Consider the following 15,873-nt stretch of genomic DNA (forward strand, 5'->3'; position numbering starts at 1 on the left):
TCTATCGGCAAGACTGCCGTGCCGATAGCCAATATGTCTACCCGTCAATTTGAAACAAGGCGTTGACGCCGGGCGCACTGTCGCAAAAGCGGACGCCCGGCGCGGGCTATCAGTCGTCCTTCTTTTCGGTCTTCGCATCGTCGCCCGAAGCCGAGGTCGGGCGCTTTTCATACACCTCGTCGACCAGCCCGAACGCCTTTGCTTCCTCGGCTTCGAGGAAGGTATCGCGGTCCATCGCCTTTTCGATCTTTTCGAGCGGCTGGCCGGTATATTTCGAATACAGGTCGTTCATCCGCTTGCGGATGCGCAGGATTTCCTTGGCCTGAATCTCGATGTCCGAGGCCATGCCCTGCGCGCCGCCCGACGGCTGGTGGACCATGATGCGCGCATTGTTGAGCGCAACGCGCATCCCCGGTTCACCGCTCGCGAGCAGGAAGCTGCCCATCGACGCCGCCTGGCCGATGCAGACCGTGCCGACGCGCGGACGGATATATTGCATGGTGTCGTGGATCGCCATGCCGGCCGTCACCACGCCGCCCGGCGAGTTGATGTACATCCAGATGTCCTTGCTCGGATTTTCCGATTCGAGGAACAGCAGCTGCGCGGTGATGAGCGCCGCCATGCCGTCTTCGACCGGCCCGGTCACGAACACGATCCGTTCGCGCAACAGGCGCGAGAAGATGTCGAAGCTGCGCTCGCCGCGGCTCGACTGTTCGATGACGATGGGAACAAGGGCATTCATGGGATCAAATTGGTCGGTCATGTAATCCGGTCTCTTATTTCGTTGGCCGAGTGCGAACATCGGCGCTCGCGCGCACGGGCGCAAGGCCTTGACAGAAATCTCACGCTCCAGGTGCGGGATGGGCGAGATAGGCGAGCCTGCGCACCTCCCTGCGCCCGCGAACGACGGTGTCGAGAATCAGCCCGGTAAACCCGCTGAGCGATGCGAGGATCATCAGGCCCGTCACCAGGATCGCGGTCGGAAATCGCGGCACCAGGCCGGTATGCAGATAGGTCAGGCCCAGCGGAAAGGCGAGGATGATCGCGGCAAGCGCAAGGATCGCCCCAAGCGCACCGAAATACCAGAGCGGTCGTTCGATGCGGTACAGCGTGGCGATGGTGCGGATGATCCGCCAGCCGTCGCCATAGGTGCTGAGCTTCGACGCCGAGCCTTCGGGCCGGGCGAAATAGCGTGTCTCCACCTCGCCCACAGGCATTTTGAGTTCGAGCGCGTGGACGCTGATCTCGGTTTCGATCTCGAACCCTTCCGACAGCGAGGGAAAGCTTTTGACGAAACGCCGCGAAAATACCCGGTAGCCGGAAAAGATGTCGGTGAAACTGCGCCCGAACAGCCGCGCGAGAAGACCGGTCAGCATGCGGTTGCCCATCACATGCCCGCGGCGATACGCATCCGCCGCCTCGTGCACGCGGGTTCCGACAATCATGTCGAGCTGTTCGGCCATCAGCCGGTCGACCATCGCCGGTGCCGCCCCGGCATCATAGGTCGCGTCGCCATCGGCCATGACATAGATGTCGGCATCGATGTCGGCGAACATGCGCCGCACGACATTGCCCTTGCCCTGAATACGTTCGCTGCGGACGATCGCGCCGGCTTCGCGCGCGGTTTCCATCGTCCGGTCGGCGCTGTTGTTGTCGTAGACGTAGATCGTCGCCGACGGCAGCGCCTCGCGGAAGCCGGCGACCGTCTGCGCGATCGCCGCTTCCTCGTTATAGCAGGGCAGGAGCACCGCGATGCGCGGATCGCCTACGGTCATTGCCCCTGCCCCCTATATTCCGCCCGGTATCAGGCGTCCTTCTTAGCCGCTGGCTTCTTAGCAGCAGGTTTCTTCGCCGCCGGCTTTTTCGCGGCTGCGGGAGCAGTCTTCTTCGCAGCTGCGGGGGCAGCCTTCTTGGTCGCCGCAGCCTTGGCCGGGGCCTTTTTGGCAGCTTCCTTCTTGGCCGGCGTCTTGGCGGCAGGCTTGTCCTCGTCGGCATCGGCCTTCTTCGCTGGGGCCTTCTTGGTAGCAGCCTTTTTGGCGGGCGCCTTGGCCTCGGCCTTGTCGCCTTCGTCCTTCTTGGCGGTCGAGGCCTTCTTGGCAGCCGGCTTCTTCGCGGCGGCCTTCTTCTTCGGCGCGGCCTTCGCCTTTTCGCCCTCGGCCGAATCCTCGGCTTCGATCGCGGCTTCCAGCTCCTCGCGCGTTACTTCGCGGTCGGTGATCTCGGCCTTTTCGAACAGGAAGTCGACGACCTTGTCCTCATAGAGCGGCGCGCGCAGCTGGGCTGCGGCCATCGGCTCCTGCTGGACATACTGGATGAACCGCTCGCGGTCTTCCGGGCCGTACTGCTGGGCAGCCTGCATGATGAGGCGGCTCATTTCCTGCTGCGTCACCTCGACGCCGTTGGCCTGACCGATCTCGGACAGGAGCAGACCCAGGCGGACGCGGCGCTCGGCGATGGCGTGATATTCATCGCGCTCGCTCTCAAGCTCCTTCTTCGCCGCTTCGGGATCTTCCTCATGCTCGGCTTCATGCTCGAGCTGGTGCCAGATCTGGTTGAATTCGGCCTCGACCATCGACGGCGGGACCGGGAAGTCGTGCCCCGCGGCGAGCTGATCGAGCAGCTTGCGCTTCATGTGCGTGCGCGTCAGGCCGTTGAGCTCCTGCTCGATCTGGCCCTTGAGCAGTTCCTTGAGCTGGTCGAGGCCTTCGAGGCCAAGCCCCTTGGCGAAGTCGTCATCGACCTTGGTCTCGCCCGGCACCTTCACCGCCTTGATGGTCAGGTCGAAGGTCGCGTCCTTGCCCGCCAGGTTCTCGGCGCCGTAATCCTTGGGGAAGGTCACGTTGATGGTCTTTTCGTCGCCGGTCTTCACGCCGACGATCTGATCCTCGAAACCGGGGATCAGGCGGCCCGAACCGATCTCGACGGCCATGTCCTCGCCGGTGCCGCCCTCGAACGCTTCACCATCGACCTTGCCGACAAAATCCATGACGACCTGGTCGCCTTCCTTCGCCTTGTGGCTCTTGGCGGCGTCCTTGAAATGCTTCTGCTGCTCGGCGAGCTTCTGCGCCTGCTCGTCGATCTGTTCGTCGGTCGCGGGCACCGTCAGGCGCTCCAGCGTCAGACCGTCGATCGACGGCGTGGGAACGTCCGGCAATACCTCGAGCTCGACCTTGACCTTGGCATCCTTGCCGGGTTCGTATCCGTCCTGAAGCTCGACCGAGGGCTGCATCGCGGGGCGCAGATTATTGTCGGCGATCACCGACTGCACGCCCTGCTGGATGGTGTTGTTCAGCGCATCGGCGGCCAGTGCCTCGCCATGCATCTTGCGGATCAGGTTCGCAGGAACCTTGCCCGGGCGAAAGCCCGGCATGCGGATCTGCGGGGCAACGCGCTTTACCTCGGCATCGACCTTGGCGTCGATATCCTTGGCGGTGATCGTCAGGGTGTAGGCGCGCTTGAGGCCTTCGTTCAACGTCTCGACAGTCTGCATTCCTACGCTTTCAAATCTAAAAAGAATTTCGGATCACGGCGTCCAGCATCCACGCAGCGCGGCGAATACTGGTGCGGGCGAAGGGACTCGAACCCCCACATCTTTCGATACTGGAACCTAAATCCAGCGCGTCTACCAGTTCCGCCACGCCCGCTAGCGGACACCGCCGGTCGGCGGCGGTCTATACGCACGGCGGACCGCCGGGGCAAGGTGCGAAGCAACCCATGTCGCGTCGAGGCGTTTCTAACCGGGAATCACGGAGACGCTCAATGGCGAACAACGCCCCCGAACCGACGCCCACGCCAAAGCCCGAACCCTTTCCGCTGCCCGGCACGAATCCGCCCGAAACGCCCAACCAGCCGGAGCCTCAGCCGACCACGCCCCCGCCCGAAACGCCGGGCGAACCGCAACCGGGGCAGCCAAGCCCGGCACCCCCCGAAGTCAACCCGCCGAGCCCCGACATCGACGTTCCCGAACCGGGGCACACGCCGATGCCGTCCCCCGCGCCCGGCCAACCCGTCGATCGAAAGGAAATGTCATGACCGACCGCAACCGCGATCCGCACCCCGACAGCCCACCCGACGCCGATCACGACGAACGCAGCGATATCGAACAGATCGTCGAAAGCAGGTCCGACGCCGTCGATCGTGGCGAAGGCGGCGACGAACCCGACACGTTCACCGAACCCGGCCTGCCCGACGGCGTCGGCGGAACCGGCGGGCGGGTGAAGAACCAGGACGACGACGCGCAGTAGCGGCTGGTCCCGCCACCGTCACGCTGAACGCCGTTCAGCATCCAATTGCGCTGCGTCCGAAATGCAGAGGATCCTGACTTTCGTCGGGATGGCGGGTCAGCCCGCTGTCTGCGTGTCCGCCGGTGCCGCGGGCGCAGACTCGGGCGCACCCTCGACCTGAGCCGGAGCCGGCACGCGCCGCGCGGAGATGATCGTCACCGGATCGTCGGGCATCTGGCCCTTGAAAGCGCCGTTTTCCTTGGCGTTGTCGGGATCGACCGGCGTGTCGAGGATCTTGATGAGCGTGTCGCGGCCCGACACGATATGACCGAACGCCGCATAGCCGAGATTGTCGCCCGGCTTCGACGGATCAGCATCGAACGAGGCGCGGTTATCGCCGACGACGATCGTGAACTCACCGCGCGCACTGCCCGGCTTCAACCGCGCGATCGAGATCGTGCCGTCGGTATGGTGCAGCCCGGTTTCGGTCGTCGGCTCGTGCTTGATCGGCGGAAAGCTGAGCTTGGGATTGCCGTCCATGCCGAACTGAACGAAGCCGAATTCCTTGTCGACCTTCACGATGCGATAGAATTCGCGCCCGTCGAGCCGCTTGGTATCGACATAGTGGAGGAAATTCTTCGCGGTGATCGGCGCCTTTTCGGTCTCGATCGCCAGCGTCATCGGCCCCGCGCTCGTATCGAGCTTCACGAACACCTGCCCGTCGGCGTCGGGCGCAGGCTTGTCCTGCGCGAGCGCCGGCAGTGCGATCAGCCCGGCAAGCAACAGCAAAACGCCACGGAGCAGATGTTTCATCGCGCTTATCCCAGTGCTTTCTTCAGCAGTTCGTTGACGACCTGAGGATTGGCCTTGCCCTGCATCGCCTTCATCGTCTGACCGACGAAGAAGCCGAACAGCTTGTCCTTGCCGCCGCGATATTCGGCGACCTTGTCCTGGTTCGCCTCGAGCACTTTGGCGATCTCGGCTTCGATCGCGCCGGTATCGCTGGTCTGCTTCAGCCCCTTGTCCTCGACGATCTTGCCCGGCGCGTCCCCAGTCTCGAGCATGATTTCGAGCACCTGCTTGGCGATGCTGCCCGAAATCGTCCCGTCGGCGACGAGGCCGAGCAGTTCGGCGCCTTGTTCGGGGCTGACGGGGCTGTGCTCGATATCCTTTCCGAGCCGGTTGAGCGCGCCGAACAGTTCGGAAATCAGCCAGTTCGACGCGGCCTTGGCGACCTCTGCCTCGCCCTTCTTCTGAATGCGAGCGCTCTCTGCGAGCAGCGCCTCGAACCAGCGCGCCGTCTCCGCCTCGGCGGTCAGCACGGCGGCGTTATAGGCCGGCAGGCCGAGATCGGTCTCGTAGCGGCGGCGCTTTGCGTCAGGCAGTTCGGGAAGCGTTGCGCGGCATTCGTCGAGGAACGCGTCGTCGAGCACCAGCGGCAGCAGGTCGGGATCGGGGAAGTAGCGATAATCATGCGCTTCCTCCTTCGACCGCATCGACCGCGTCTCGCCCTTGTCGGGATCGAAAAGCCGCGTTTCCTGCACGATCTTGCTGCCGCTTTCGAGGACATCGACCTGGCGCATCGCCTCATGCTCGATCGCCGCCATGACGAAGCGCACCGAGTTGACGTTCTTCGTCTCGGTCCGCGTGCCGAGTTCCTCGCCGGGCTTGCGCACCGACACGTTGACGTCGGCGCGCATCGAACCTTGGTCCATGTTGCCGTCGCAACTGCCGACATAGCGCAGGATCGAACGCAGCTTGGTGAGATACGCGCCCGCCTCCGCCGGCGAGCGCATGTCGGGGCGGCTGACGATTTCCATCAGCGCCACGCCCGAGCGGTTGAGATCGACATAGGAGCGCGTCGGATGCTGATCGTGCATCAGCTTGCCGGCATCCTGCTCGACATGGATGCGCTCGACGCCGATTTGCTTGATCTCGGCCTCGGGGTCCTTCTCGTCGAGGCTCACTTCGATCACGCCCTCGCCCACCAGCGGGTGATAGAGCTGCGAAATCTGATAGCCCTGCGGAAGGTCGGCGTAGAAATAGTTCTTCCGGTCGAAGCGCGACCATTTGTTGATGACGGCATTGAGCGCCATGCCCGTGCGCACCGCCTGGCGGATGCACTCCCGGTTCGGCACCGGCAACATTCCCGGCATCGCCGCGTCGACAAGGCTGACCTGCGTATTCGGCTCGGCCCCGAACGCGGTCGACGCGCCCGAAAACAGCTTCGCCTTCGACGTGACCTGCGCATGGACCTCGAGGCCGATCACGACCTCCCACTCGCCCGTTGCGCCCTGGATGCGGTAACTGCTCATCGATTCTTCCGTTTGTTCTCACGCGCAGTTGCGCGCCTCTTCAGAATTTTCTGTCGCTCCCGTGAAACCGGGCCTCGACGCGCCTTACCGAACTTATGCCGGATGCCGTCGGCCAGCCCTTCACCAACGAATTGGACAAAGAGATCGCCGAGCCAATTCACCACCAGGCCTCCGGTCGCGCCCTGAACCCGGCGCGTTCTTCCAGCGCCAGTCCGGCGTTGAGCACGCCCTGCTCGTCCATCGCCTTGCCAATGACCTGAAGCCCCAGCGGCAGACCCTGTTTGTCGAGTCCGCCCGGCACGCTCATCGCCGGCAGGCCGGCGAGCGAGCTCGGCACGGTGAAGACGTCGTTCAGGTACATCGCGATCGGATCGTCCGACTTTTCGCCCAGGCCAAAGGCGGCGCTCGGCGCGGTCGGGGTCAGCAACAGGTCGCAATCCTGCCAGGCCATGTCGAAATCGCGCGCGATCAGCGTGCGGACCTTCTGCGCCTGCGTGTAATAGGCGTCGTAAAAGCCCGCCGACAGCACATAGGTGCCGATGATGACGCGGCGCTTCACCTCGTCGCCAAAGCCGTGATCGCGCGTCGCGGCGTACATTTCCTGCAGGTTCGCACCGTCGGGCAGGTCGCGCTGACCGTAGCGCACGCCGTCATAGCGCGCGAGGTTGGACGACGCCTCGGCGGGCGCGATGATGTAATAGGCCGGCAGCGCGTATTTGGTGTGCGGCAGCGACACCTCGAGCACCTCGGCGCCCGCATCCTTCACCCAGTCGATACCCTGCTGCCACAGCGCCTCGATCTCGGCGGGCATGCCGTCCATCCGATATTCCTTGGGAACACCGATGCGCTTGCCCTTGAGGTCGCTCGACAGTCCGGCTTCCCAATTCGGCACCGGCGCATCGAGCGAGGTCGCGTCCTTGGGATCGAAGCCCGCCATCTGTTCGAGCAGGATCGCGCAATCGGTTACGTCGCGTGCCATCGCGCCTGCCTGATCGAGCGAGCTGGCAAAGGCGATCACGCCCCAGCGCGAGCAGCGGCCATAGGTCGGCTTGATCCCCGAAATGCCGGTGAACGAGGCCGGCTGGCGGATCGAACCGCCGGTATCGGTCCCCGTCGCCGCCGGGCACAGCCGCGCCGCGACCGCGGCAGACGATCCGCCCGACGATCCGCCCGGCGTCAGCACGGCATTGCCGCCGTCGCTGCGCCGCCAGGGCGACTTCACATTGCCGAACGCGCTCGTCTCGTTCGACGAGCCCATCGCGAACTGATCCATGTTGAGCTTGCCGAGCATGCCGGCGCCCGCGTCCCACAACCGCTGCGACACGCTCGATTCATAAGGCGGCTTGAACCCTTCGAGGATGTGGCTGCCCGCGGTCGCCTCTACGCCCTTGGTGCAGAAGAGGTCCTTGATGCCCAGCGGCACGCCGGCGAGCGGGGCTAGCGTATCGCCCTTCGCCCTGGCATCGTCGGCCGCCTTGGCAGCGGCGAGTGCATGGTCGGGGGTTTCGACGAGAAAGGCGTTCAGCTCCTTCGCCCTCGAAACCTGGTCGGTATAGGCGTCGGCGACTTCGCGAGCCGAAAATTCGCCCCCGCGAATGCCGTCGCGCAGCGCGCGGACGCCGAGATCGGTCAATTCGGTCACTATTCGATCACCTTCGGAACGGCGAAAAAGCCGTGTTCGGCCTGGGGCGCATTGGCGAGCACGTCGTCGCGGCAATCGCCGTCGGTCACGACATCCTCGCGCAGGCGCAGCGTATTGGGGATGACGGCGGTGGTCGGCTCGACATTGGCGGTATCGACCTCGCCGAGTTGCTCCACCCAGCCGATGATGTTGTCGAGCTCGGGCGCGAGGCGCTCAAGCTCTTCCTCGGTCAGCGCGATCCGGGCGAGATTCGCCACGCGCGCAACGGTTTCCTTGGTCACGGACATGGCCGAAGCGGCTAGCACCGTGCGCGCGGGTTGCGCAACGGCAAAGCGCGTGCGCGCGACACTCGCCGAACTTGCAACTTCGGCAACCATGCCGCACGGGATCGAAATTGCGCGCTCATGCGTTATGTTGCACTGCACAATGGAGCCGGTTTTGGCCCGCAAATTCCTTTATCTGGTCGCGATACTCATCATGCTCGCTCTCGCCGCTGCCTTTGCCTATCGTTATTTCGGCGCCGAAATCCTTCGGCAGACGATGGTGCCGCGCGTCGGGTTCAAGGCGCAGGCAAAGACCGGCACGGGCGCTTATGCCAGCGCGGGGATGTGGGTCGCCCGCCCCGACAAGCCGGGCAATCCCGCGCTGTGGACGCCACCCGGATACAAGCCTGCGGCCGACCCCGAAGCGGCGTTATTCTTCATCCATCCGACCACGTTCCTGCGCGGTTCGGCATGGAACGCGCCGCTCGACGACAAGGAAGCCAATGCGCGAACCGACCTTTTCCTGCGCGGACAGGCGAGCGCCTTCAACGCGGTTGGTGCGATCTGGGCACCGCGATACCGCCAGGCGACGTTCGGAGCGTTCCTGACCGACGAAAAGGCGGCCGGACAGGCGCTCGACCTCGCTTATGGCGACGTCGAATCGGCCTTTGACGAATTTCTGAAGGAAGTCGGCCCCGACCGTCCGATCATCCTGGCGGGACACAGCCAGGGCGCGCTCCACCTCGCCCGCCTGTTGAAAGACAGGGTCGCCGGCAAGCCGCTCGCAAAGCGCATCGTTGCCGCCTATGTCGTCGGCTGGCCGGTATCGAAGACCGCCGACCTGCCCGAAATGGGCCTGCCGGAATGCGAAACCGCCGATCAGTCCGGCTGCATTCTGTCGTGGCAGACCTTCGCCGAGCCCGCCGATCCGTCGCTGATCTTCGACACATTCGACAAAAGCGACGGCTTCACCGGGGCACCGCGCAAGGGGACCGAGCTTATCTGCACCAACCCGCTTACGGGAAATGCCGGCGACAGCGCACCGGCAAGCTCCAATCTCGGCTCGCTCTATCCATCGTCAGACCTGCGCAGCGCCGACATCATGGCGGGCAAGGTTCCGGCGCATTGCGGCGGTCGCGGCATCCTGCTGATCGGCACACCGCCCGAGGTCGGGCAATATGTCCTGCCCGGCAACAACTACCACGTCTTCGACTATTCGCTATTCTGGGCAAATATCCGAGCCGATGCCGCGCGGCGGCTGAAGGCGTTCGACGCCGGGGCGGCGAAATAGGAACGGTCCGTCGCGGAAGTGCCACGGCCCGGCAGCACTTCGGTTGATCCAGGGGCTGGCGAAGCAGACCCGCGCGGCATTCACCCGAAACCGGAGATTTCCATGAAAACACCGATCAAATCGGCGCTCGTCGCTGCCGCCTGCACGCTCGGCGCCTCGGCCGCCATTGCCCAGCCGGCCCCGCAGGCGCAGCAGCAGGCGATGCCGCAGGTCCAGGCGGCGACGAATGTCAGCGATGCCGAAGTCAACACGTTCGCATCGACCGTCGTGAAGCTCAACAAGATCCAGGCCGATTCGAACATCGCCAAGGCCGACAAGCGCAAGCAGATGATCGCCACGCTCCAGGCGAGCGGACTGAAGCCGCAGCGTTTCAACGGCATCGCCAAGGCCGCGCAGACCAACGACAAGGTTCGCGCCCGCGTAAAGGCGGCGATGATGGCGAAGGAAGCCGGCGCCAAGTAACGCGCTTCGGGGACGCGGGCCGCATCGTCTGGCCCGCCCCCCGCCTCTCGCATCGACAGGCTTGGCCGCGATGGCTAGAGCCGAGCGATGATTACCACCGACCGAGCCGAATTCCGCACCGCGCTGCCCGCCGGAGGGCGGCTGATCGGGCTCGATGTCGGCACCAAGACGATCGGAACCGCGCTGTGCGACGCGGGCTGGAGCTTCGCCAGCCCGGCGCTGCTGATCCGACGCAAGAAATTCACCACGGACAAAGCGGCGCTGACCACGCTGATCGGCGAGCAGCAGGTAAAGGGGATGGTCATCGGCCTGCCCCTCAATCTCGACGGAACCGATTCGCCGCGCACGCAATCGACGCGCGCCTTTGCCCGCAATTGCGAGGATATCGGGCTGCCGATCCTGCTCTGGGACGAACGCTGGTCGACCCAGGCGGTCGAACGCCAGATGATCGCGGAGGACCGCAGCCGCGCCAGCCGCGCCGAACTGGTCGACAAGCTCGCCGCCTCCTACATCCTGCAAGGCGCGATCGACGCGCTTGCCAACAGCTGAGGCGGGCCTTGCCACCCTGCCCGCTCGCCGCTACGCGGTCCCTTTAATGCCAGCTTCCGATCATCGCCCCGCCGCCGTCCTCAATGGCCGCGAAGCCTTTCCGCACCGGCACCTGACCGGCATCGCGGGATTGCAACCGCACGAGATCATGTTCCTGCTCGACGAGGCGGAACAATGGGTCGATGCCAATCGCACCCGCGCCAAGAGCGATCACCGGCTCGACGGGCTGACGCAGATCAACGCCTTTTTCGAAAATTCGACGCGGACGCTGCTGTCGTTCGAGATCGCCGGCAAGCGGCTCGGTGCCGATGTCGTCAACATGCACGCCGCGCAGTCGAGCGTGAAGAAGGGCGAGACGCTGATCGACACGGCGATGACGCTCAACGCGATGCGCGCCGACGTGATCGTCATCCGCCACGGCAGTTCGGGCGCGGTCCAGCTGATCGCCGACAAGGTCAACTGCCCGGTACTCAACGCGGGCGACGGGTGGCACGAACACCCGACCCAGGCCTTGCTCGACGCGCTGACCATCCGGCGGCGGCGCGGGAGCATCGCCGGGCAGCGCGTGGTGATTTGCGGAGACATCCTGCACAGCCGCGTCGCCCGCTCCAACATCCTCGCGCTGACCGCGCTCGCCGCCGAGGTGCGGGTCGTTGCGCCCTCCACGCTGATGCCCGCCGCGGTCGAGCAGATGGCGGTGACGCCCTTTCACGATTTCGACACCGCGCTAGACGGTGCCGATGTGGTGATGATGCTGCGCCTTCAGAATGAACGCATGTCGGGCGCCTTCATCCCGTCGACGCGCGAATATCACCTGCGATACGGCCTGACGCCCGAACGACTGGAACGCGCCAAGCCCGACGCGCTGGTCATGCATCCGGGGCCGATGAACCGGGGGGTGGAGATCGTGTCGAGCGTCGCCGATCATCCCGAACGCTCCGCCGTTACCGAACAGGTCGAAATGGGAGTCGCCGTCCGCATGGCGTGCCTCGACGTGCTGACGCGCGGCGAACGCGGCGTGGAGGGCTGGGCATGACCGGGACGACCACCTTTACCAATGCGCGGATCGTCTGCCCGAAAGGCGGTGAGCGTGAAGGATCGCTGACGATCGCCGGCGACGTGATTTCGGGCGAGACCGGCAAGGGCGAAACCATCGATCTGGGTGGAAAGCTGCTCGCACCCGGCATTGTCGACATGAGCGTCTTCGCCATCGACAAGGCGGCCTTTGCGTTCGGCGGCATCGTCCGGGTCGGACTGATGCCCGATCAATCGCCCGTGCTCGATGATCCCGGCCTCGTCCAGCGCGTCGCGCAGATGGGCAAGCCCGACCTGTGGGTCCATCCGATTGCGGCAGCGACGCGCGGGCTGGAAGGCGTCGATATCGCCGAAATGGCGATCAATGCCGCGGCCGGTGCCAAGGCAGTTGCGACCGGCAGGTGCTGGATCGCCGATTCGGGCGTGATGCGCAAAGTGCTCGCCTATGCGCGCGAATGCGGGCTGACGGTCATCGCGCATGCGGAAGATGGCGGGCTGGCGAACGGCGCGGTTGCCACCGAAGGCGAAACGGCAACGCGGCTCGGCCTGCCCGCCGCGCCGGCAATCGCCGAATCGATCGCCGTCGCGCGCGACATCGCGCTGGCGGAGGACACCGGTGCACGCCTGCATTTCCGGCAGGTAACGACCGAAGCCGGATTCGACCTTGTCCGCCGCGCAAAGGCACGCGGCGTCGCCGTGACCTGCGGCATTTCGCCCACCCATTTGCTGCTGTCCGATATCGCGGTCAGTGATTTCCGGACCTTTGCCCGCCTGTCTCCGCCGCTGCGTAGCGAGAGCGACCGGCAAGCCGCACTGGCAGCGCTCGCCGACGGGACGATCGATGTGCTCACATCGAACCATGATCCACGCGGACCGGAGGAAAAGCGCCTGCCCTTTGCCGACTCGCTTCCCGGTGCGGCGGGTGCCGAAACCTTGCTGGCGCTGGGCCTCGGGCTGGTGCGCGACGACTATGTCACGCTGGAGCGTCTGTTCGCGCTGCTCGCCCGGAATCCCGCGCGCATTCTGGGGCTCGATAGCGGGACGCTGGAGCCGGGCAAGCCCGCCGACCTTATCGTCATCGATCGCGACAAGCCGTGGCGGATCGACACGGGCGCAATGGCCGCGCAGGCGGGAAATACGCCGTTCGACGGCCTTCCCGTGCAGGGCCGCGTTCTACAGGTGATGAAGGGCGGCGTGACGCATTATCGCGCCGCCCGGTAGCGCAAAAGCGTCAGCGTGACGCGAGTTGCACGCCCTCGCGCGTCCAGCTCGCCACCTGTTCGCCCGCACCGGTGCGAACGAAGCAACGGCCGCCCGATGCGCGGACGCGGTCACACAGGCCAACCGCGTCATTGCGGGCATAGCCGCCCACCGACAAGCGATAGAATTGCTGGCCATCCACCTTGGCATTCATGCCCATCGGCGTCAGCGCAGCGAGCGTGTGCACCCGGCGGCGCATATGCTGCCATTTTTCCTGCGCGACGGCGGCGTTTTCGAATGCACCGAGCTGAACGTAATAATTGCCCTTGGCGAGTTCCGCCGGCTTGGACGCCGGTTTCGGCATAGCCTTGGGAACGTCACGCGTCGCGACGGCAACGGGCTGAACCTTGGGCCCGGAAACGGGGATCGGCTGCACGATCTCGCGACGCGGCGCGAACGATACCGCCGGGCCGGACGACGCGAGCACCGCCGCAGGCTGCGGCTCGGGCTTCGGCTGCGGAGCGGGTTCGACCGCTGCCGCGACCTTCATTTCGGGCTGGTCAGCAGCGTTGGAATCGGCAGGTGCAAAAGCGTCGGCAGGCGCAACCGGGGAAACCGCCGCAAGCTGCGTGTTCGTGTCGTTCAGCGCGAGCTGTACGGGCTGTCCCTGATCGGCAACCGGCACGACACCCAGCAGCGCGGCAACCTGATCCGACGCGCTCTTGGGCCGGGCAAACGCCGCCCATTCCATGATCCGCTTATCGACCAGCGCGGGCGAGACATCGACCGACGCGACGGACTTCGCTTCCTTCCACTTGCCGTCGAGTGCGAGCGCAAGTGCCAGATTCTGGCGGGTGGTCGCATTTGCCGACGGACCGCGCGCCACGACGCTGAGGATCTGCACCGCAGTCGCCGGGTCGCCGGCAAGCGCAAGCGCAAGGCCGCGGTCGGCCGGCGCGATCTGGTCGGAATGATCGTTCAACGTCTTGCGCGCCGATACCCAGTCGCCAAGCGCGGTCTGCGCCAGCGCCAGGTTGAGCGCGGCCTTGCCATTGGCGGGGTCGAGCGTCAGCGCGTCCTGCAATGCCTGACTGGCAGAGGTGAAGCGCCCCGCCTGAAGATATACCTGCCCCAATAGCGCGCGGTGCTCGCCATTTTGCGGGGCATAGGCGACGGCCTGTTCGGCCGCCTCGACCGCCTTGTCGGTCCTGCCCTTGGCGAGTTGCTTGCGTGCGTCGCGCGCGCTGTCGTCGGCCTTGCGTTCGGCCTTGGTCATGTCGCGCGTGCCTGCGCTGGCGAGCATCGTGTGCGAGGCAGAACATCCGACCATCGTGCCGCCCAGCAGCATCGCGGAAAGGCCAAAGCTCAGGATCGTGCGGGTCTTCATGATATCCCCCTAGAGATCAGCGACCGCGCCCGTCGCCGACCTGGCGAACCAGACCATCGACTTCAGGCATCGTTTCGAGAAAGGCGTCGAGCGCTTCGGTTACGAGCATCTGCGCGGAAGTGCCGGAAATCGCCGAAGCAAGCCGCAGCCGCAGATGGCGCTCCTCGTCGAGGCGCAGCGTGAACGCCGCCGATTTGCCGCGCTTGTGACGCGTCTCGCGGCGAATACGCTTCGCGGTGTTGAGCGAGACCGAGCGCTGCTCGGGTTCGGACTCCGCCTGGGCCTGCTGCGCAGGCTCGGGTGCCGGTTTCGCTTCCTCGACAGCATGCGCCTCTTCCTTCGCGGGACCGATATCCGTTTCCGCTTCGGGCATTTCGGGCATGTCCTGCACGGCAGGCTTGGCGAACTGTTCGTCGAGTCGCTCACGCTGGCGAAGCACCTGCGGTACCTCGCGCGCGGCGGGTTCAGGTGTAAGCTGGCTCGAAACCTGGTCGATCGGCGCCTGGTCGCCCATGTCGTTCCAGCCGAGATCTTCCAGCGACTCGTGCGTCATGCCCACAAATCCCTGCGGGCGCATCGCGGGACGCGCCTGTCCCTTTCGCGCGAGCAGGCCGGAAGAGAGCGACGCGGTGGGTTTCGTGTTGAACATGTTCATGGGCTCAGCTCACCACCCTGCGGCCGAAGCCGCCTGCCGGTCGCGGCGCACCGAAACCGCTTGCCGCCATCGGCGCGCTGAAAACGGTGCGACGGAAATTCTTTTCGAGCCGATCGGCGACATAATCCCACAACTGGCGGACTTCGCCAGCGGAGCGGCTATTGGGATCGACCTCCATCACCGTGCGGCCGTCGATCATCGACGACGCGAAATCGGTGCGCTGATGAACCGTGACCGGCGCCACGGTGCCGTGCTGCGACAGCGCGACGGCTGCTTCCGACGTAATCCGCGCCTTGGGCGTCGCGGCGTTGACGACGAAGATCAACGGCTTGCCCGCGCGCTCGCACAGATCGACCGTCGCACCCACGGCGCGCAGATCGTGCGGGCTGGGGCGCGTCGGAATGACGATCAGTTCGGCGACCTGGATCACGCTCTGGATCGCCATCGTGATGGCGGGCGGCGTATCGATCACCGCGAGCTTGAAACCCTGCTGGCGCAGCACCTCAAGATCGGCGGCGAGCCGCGCGACCGTGGTCTGCGCATAGGCCGGATAATCGGAGTCGCGCTCGTTCCACCAGTCGGAGAGCGAGCCCTGAGGGTCGATGTCGATCAATACGACCGGACCGTGTCCCGACAACTGTGCCTGTACGGCCAGATGCCCGGACAGGGTGGTCTTTCCCGACCCGCCCTTCTGTGATGCCATCGCGAGAACGCGCATTGAATCCCCTGAAATCCCGGTAATCCTGATGCTGGGATGCCATGCAGGGGATAAGAACAGGTTAACGCATTTGCTCGCCGGGTCCGATCGGGCCGCCCGTAAGTTAGCAAAGACGAAAGCTTTGCCGTCTATG

At 65.2% G+C, this 15,873-nt stretch carries 17 protein-coding genes and 1 tRNA gene; 7 read left to right on the top strand and 11 right to left on the bottom strand.

Annotated elements, in window-relative coordinates; all coding sequences use genetic code 11:
• Nucleotides 1-109 precede the first annotated feature (109 nt).
• The 4 genes from J7S20_RS05580 to J7S20_RS05595 all read right to left on the bottom strand — a co-directional run bounded on the left by J7S20_RS05580 (nt 110) and on the right by J7S20_RS05595 (nt 3,644).
• Nucleotides 110-763 (bottom strand): ATP-dependent Clp protease proteolytic subunit, encoded by a 654-nt coding sequence (locus J7S20_RS05580; protein WP_284053224.1) that lies wholly within the window; start codon nt 761-763, stop codon nt 110-112.
• A 79-nt stretch (nt 764-842) separates the two neighbouring features.
• Nucleotides 843-1,775, bottom strand: coding sequence for a glycosyltransferase family 2 protein (locus J7S20_RS05585; protein ID WP_284053225.1), 933 nt, complete (start codon nt 1,773-1,775; stop codon nt 843-845).
• Between the two features lie 29 nt (nt 1,776-1,804).
• On the bottom strand, nt 1,805-3,490 hold the full coding sequence (gene tig / locus J7S20_RS05590; protein ID WP_284053226.1) for a trigger factor: 1,686 nt from the start codon (nt 3,488-3,490) through the stop codon (nt 1,805-1,807).
• A 69-nt stretch (nt 3,491-3,559) separates the two neighbouring features.
• A tRNA-Leu gene (locus J7S20_RS05595) sits at nt 3,560-3,644 on the bottom strand.
• Nucleotides 3,645-3,759: 115 nt separating this feature from the next.
• On the opposite strand from J7S20_RS05595, the gene J7S20_RS05600 reads away from it, so the two are divergent.
• Both J7S20_RS05600 and J7S20_RS05605 read left to right on the top strand, forming a co-directional pair.
• Nucleotides 3,760-4,032, top strand: a complete 273-nt coding sequence (locus tag J7S20_RS05600) for a hypothetical protein (RefSeq protein WP_284053227.1) — start codon at nt 3,760-3,762, stop codon at nt 4,030-4,032.
• The gene (locus J7S20_RS05605; RefSeq protein ID WP_284053228.1) at nt 4,029-4,244 is read left to right on the top strand and encodes a hypothetical protein; all 216 of its coding nucleotides are present in this window, start codon (nt 4,029-4,031) and stop codon (nt 4,242-4,244) included. Before J7S20_RS05600 ends, J7S20_RS05605 begins: the two co-directional genes overlap by 4 nt.
• A gap of 96 nt (nt 4,245-4,340) precedes the next feature.
• On the opposite strand, the gene J7S20_RS05610 is transcribed toward J7S20_RS05605, so the two are convergent.
• From J7S20_RS05610 to gatC, 4 genes are all read right to left on the bottom strand, one after another.
• On the bottom strand, nt 4,341-5,036 hold the full coding sequence (locus J7S20_RS05610; protein WP_284053229.1) for a peptidylprolyl isomerase: 696 nt from the start codon (nt 5,034-5,036) through the stop codon (nt 4,341-4,343).
• A 5-nt stretch (nt 5,037-5,041) separates the two neighbouring features.
• Nucleotides 5,042-6,538: an Asp-tRNA(Asn)/Glu-tRNA(Gln) amidotransferase subunit GatB gene (gene gatB, locus J7S20_RS05615; RefSeq protein ID WP_284053230.1), complete on the bottom strand. Its 1,497-nt coding sequence runs from the start codon at nt 6,536-6,538 to the stop codon at nt 5,042-5,044.
• 157 nt (nt 6,539-6,695) lie between these two features.
• Nucleotides 6,696-8,180 carry an Asp-tRNA(Asn)/Glu-tRNA(Gln) amidotransferase subunit GatA gene (gene gatA / locus J7S20_RS05620; RefSeq protein WP_284053231.1) on the bottom strand — a complete coding sequence of 495 codons (1,485 nt, stop codon included), beginning with the start codon at nt 8,178-8,180 and terminating at the stop codon, nt 6,696-6,698.
• A complete protein-coding gene (gene gatC / locus J7S20_RS05625) occupies nt 8,180-8,467 on the bottom strand; it encodes an Asp-tRNA(Asn)/Glu-tRNA(Gln) amidotransferase subunit GatC (protein ID WP_284053232.1) in 288 nt (95 codons plus the stop codon). The genes gatA and gatC overlap by 1 nt, the downstream gene beginning before the upstream one ends.
• A gap of 151 nt (nt 8,468-8,618) precedes the next feature.
• On the opposite strand from gatC, the gene J7S20_RS05630 reads away from it, so the two are divergent.
• The 5 genes from J7S20_RS05630 to J7S20_RS05650 all read left to right on the top strand — a co-directional run bounded on the left by J7S20_RS05630 (nt 8,619) and on the right by J7S20_RS05650 (nt 13,001).
• Nucleotides 8,619-9,734 (top strand): DUF3089 domain-containing protein, encoded by a 1,116-nt coding sequence (locus J7S20_RS05630; RefSeq protein WP_284053233.1) that lies wholly within the window; start codon nt 8,619-8,621, stop codon nt 9,732-9,734.
• 102 nt (nt 9,735-9,836) lie between these two features.
• Nucleotides 9,837-10,196 (top strand): DUF4168 domain-containing protein, encoded by a 360-nt coding sequence (locus J7S20_RS05635; RefSeq protein WP_284053234.1) that lies wholly within the window; start codon nt 9,837-9,839, stop codon nt 10,194-10,196.
• 87 nt (nt 10,197-10,283) lie between these two features.
• Nucleotides 10,284-10,745 carry a Holliday junction resolvase RuvX gene (ruvX, locus tag J7S20_RS05640; protein WP_284053235.1) on the top strand — a complete coding sequence of 154 codons (462 nt, stop codon included), beginning with the start codon at nt 10,284-10,286 and terminating at the stop codon, nt 10,743-10,745.
• A gap of 46 nt (nt 10,746-10,791) precedes the next feature.
• Complete coding sequence (locus J7S20_RS05645) at nt 10,792-11,781, top strand: aspartate carbamoyltransferase catalytic subunit (protein ID WP_284053236.1); 990 nt, start codon at nt 10,792-10,794, stop codon at nt 11,779-11,781.
• Nucleotides 11,778-13,001: a dihydroorotase gene (locus tag J7S20_RS05650; protein ID WP_284053237.1), complete on the top strand. Its 1,224-nt coding sequence runs from the start codon at nt 11,778-11,780 to the stop codon at nt 12,999-13,001. The genes J7S20_RS05645 and J7S20_RS05650 overlap by 4 nt, the downstream gene beginning before the upstream one ends.
• A gap of 10 nt (nt 13,002-13,011) precedes the next feature.
• Here J7S20_RS05650 and J7S20_RS05655 read toward each other — a convergent pair whose 3' ends face one another.
• The 3 genes from J7S20_RS05655 to J7S20_RS05665 all read right to left on the bottom strand — a co-directional run bounded on the left by J7S20_RS05655 (nt 13,012) and on the right by J7S20_RS05665 (nt 15,740).
• Nucleotides 13,012-14,367 (bottom strand): tetratricopeptide repeat protein, encoded by a 1,356-nt coding sequence (locus tag J7S20_RS05655; protein ID WP_284053238.1) that lies wholly within the window; start codon nt 14,365-14,367, stop codon nt 13,012-13,014.
• Nucleotides 14,368-14,383: 16 nt separating this feature from the next.
• On the bottom strand, nt 14,384-14,920 hold the full coding sequence (locus tag J7S20_RS05660) for a hypothetical protein (protein ID WP_430980907.1): 537 nt from the start codon (nt 14,918-14,920) through the stop codon (nt 14,384-14,386).
• 106 nt (nt 14,921-15,026) lie between these two features.
• Entirely contained in the window at nt 15,027-15,740 is a 714-nt protein-coding gene (locus J7S20_RS05665; protein WP_284053239.1) for an AAA family ATPase, read from the bottom strand.
• Between the last annotated feature and the right edge of the window lie 133 nt (nt 15,741-15,873).

This window comes from Stakelama marina (genome assembly GCF_018122655.1).
Lineage (GTDB): Bacteria > Pseudomonadota > Alphaproteobacteria > Sphingomonadales > Sphingomonadaceae > Sphingomonas > Sphingomonas marina.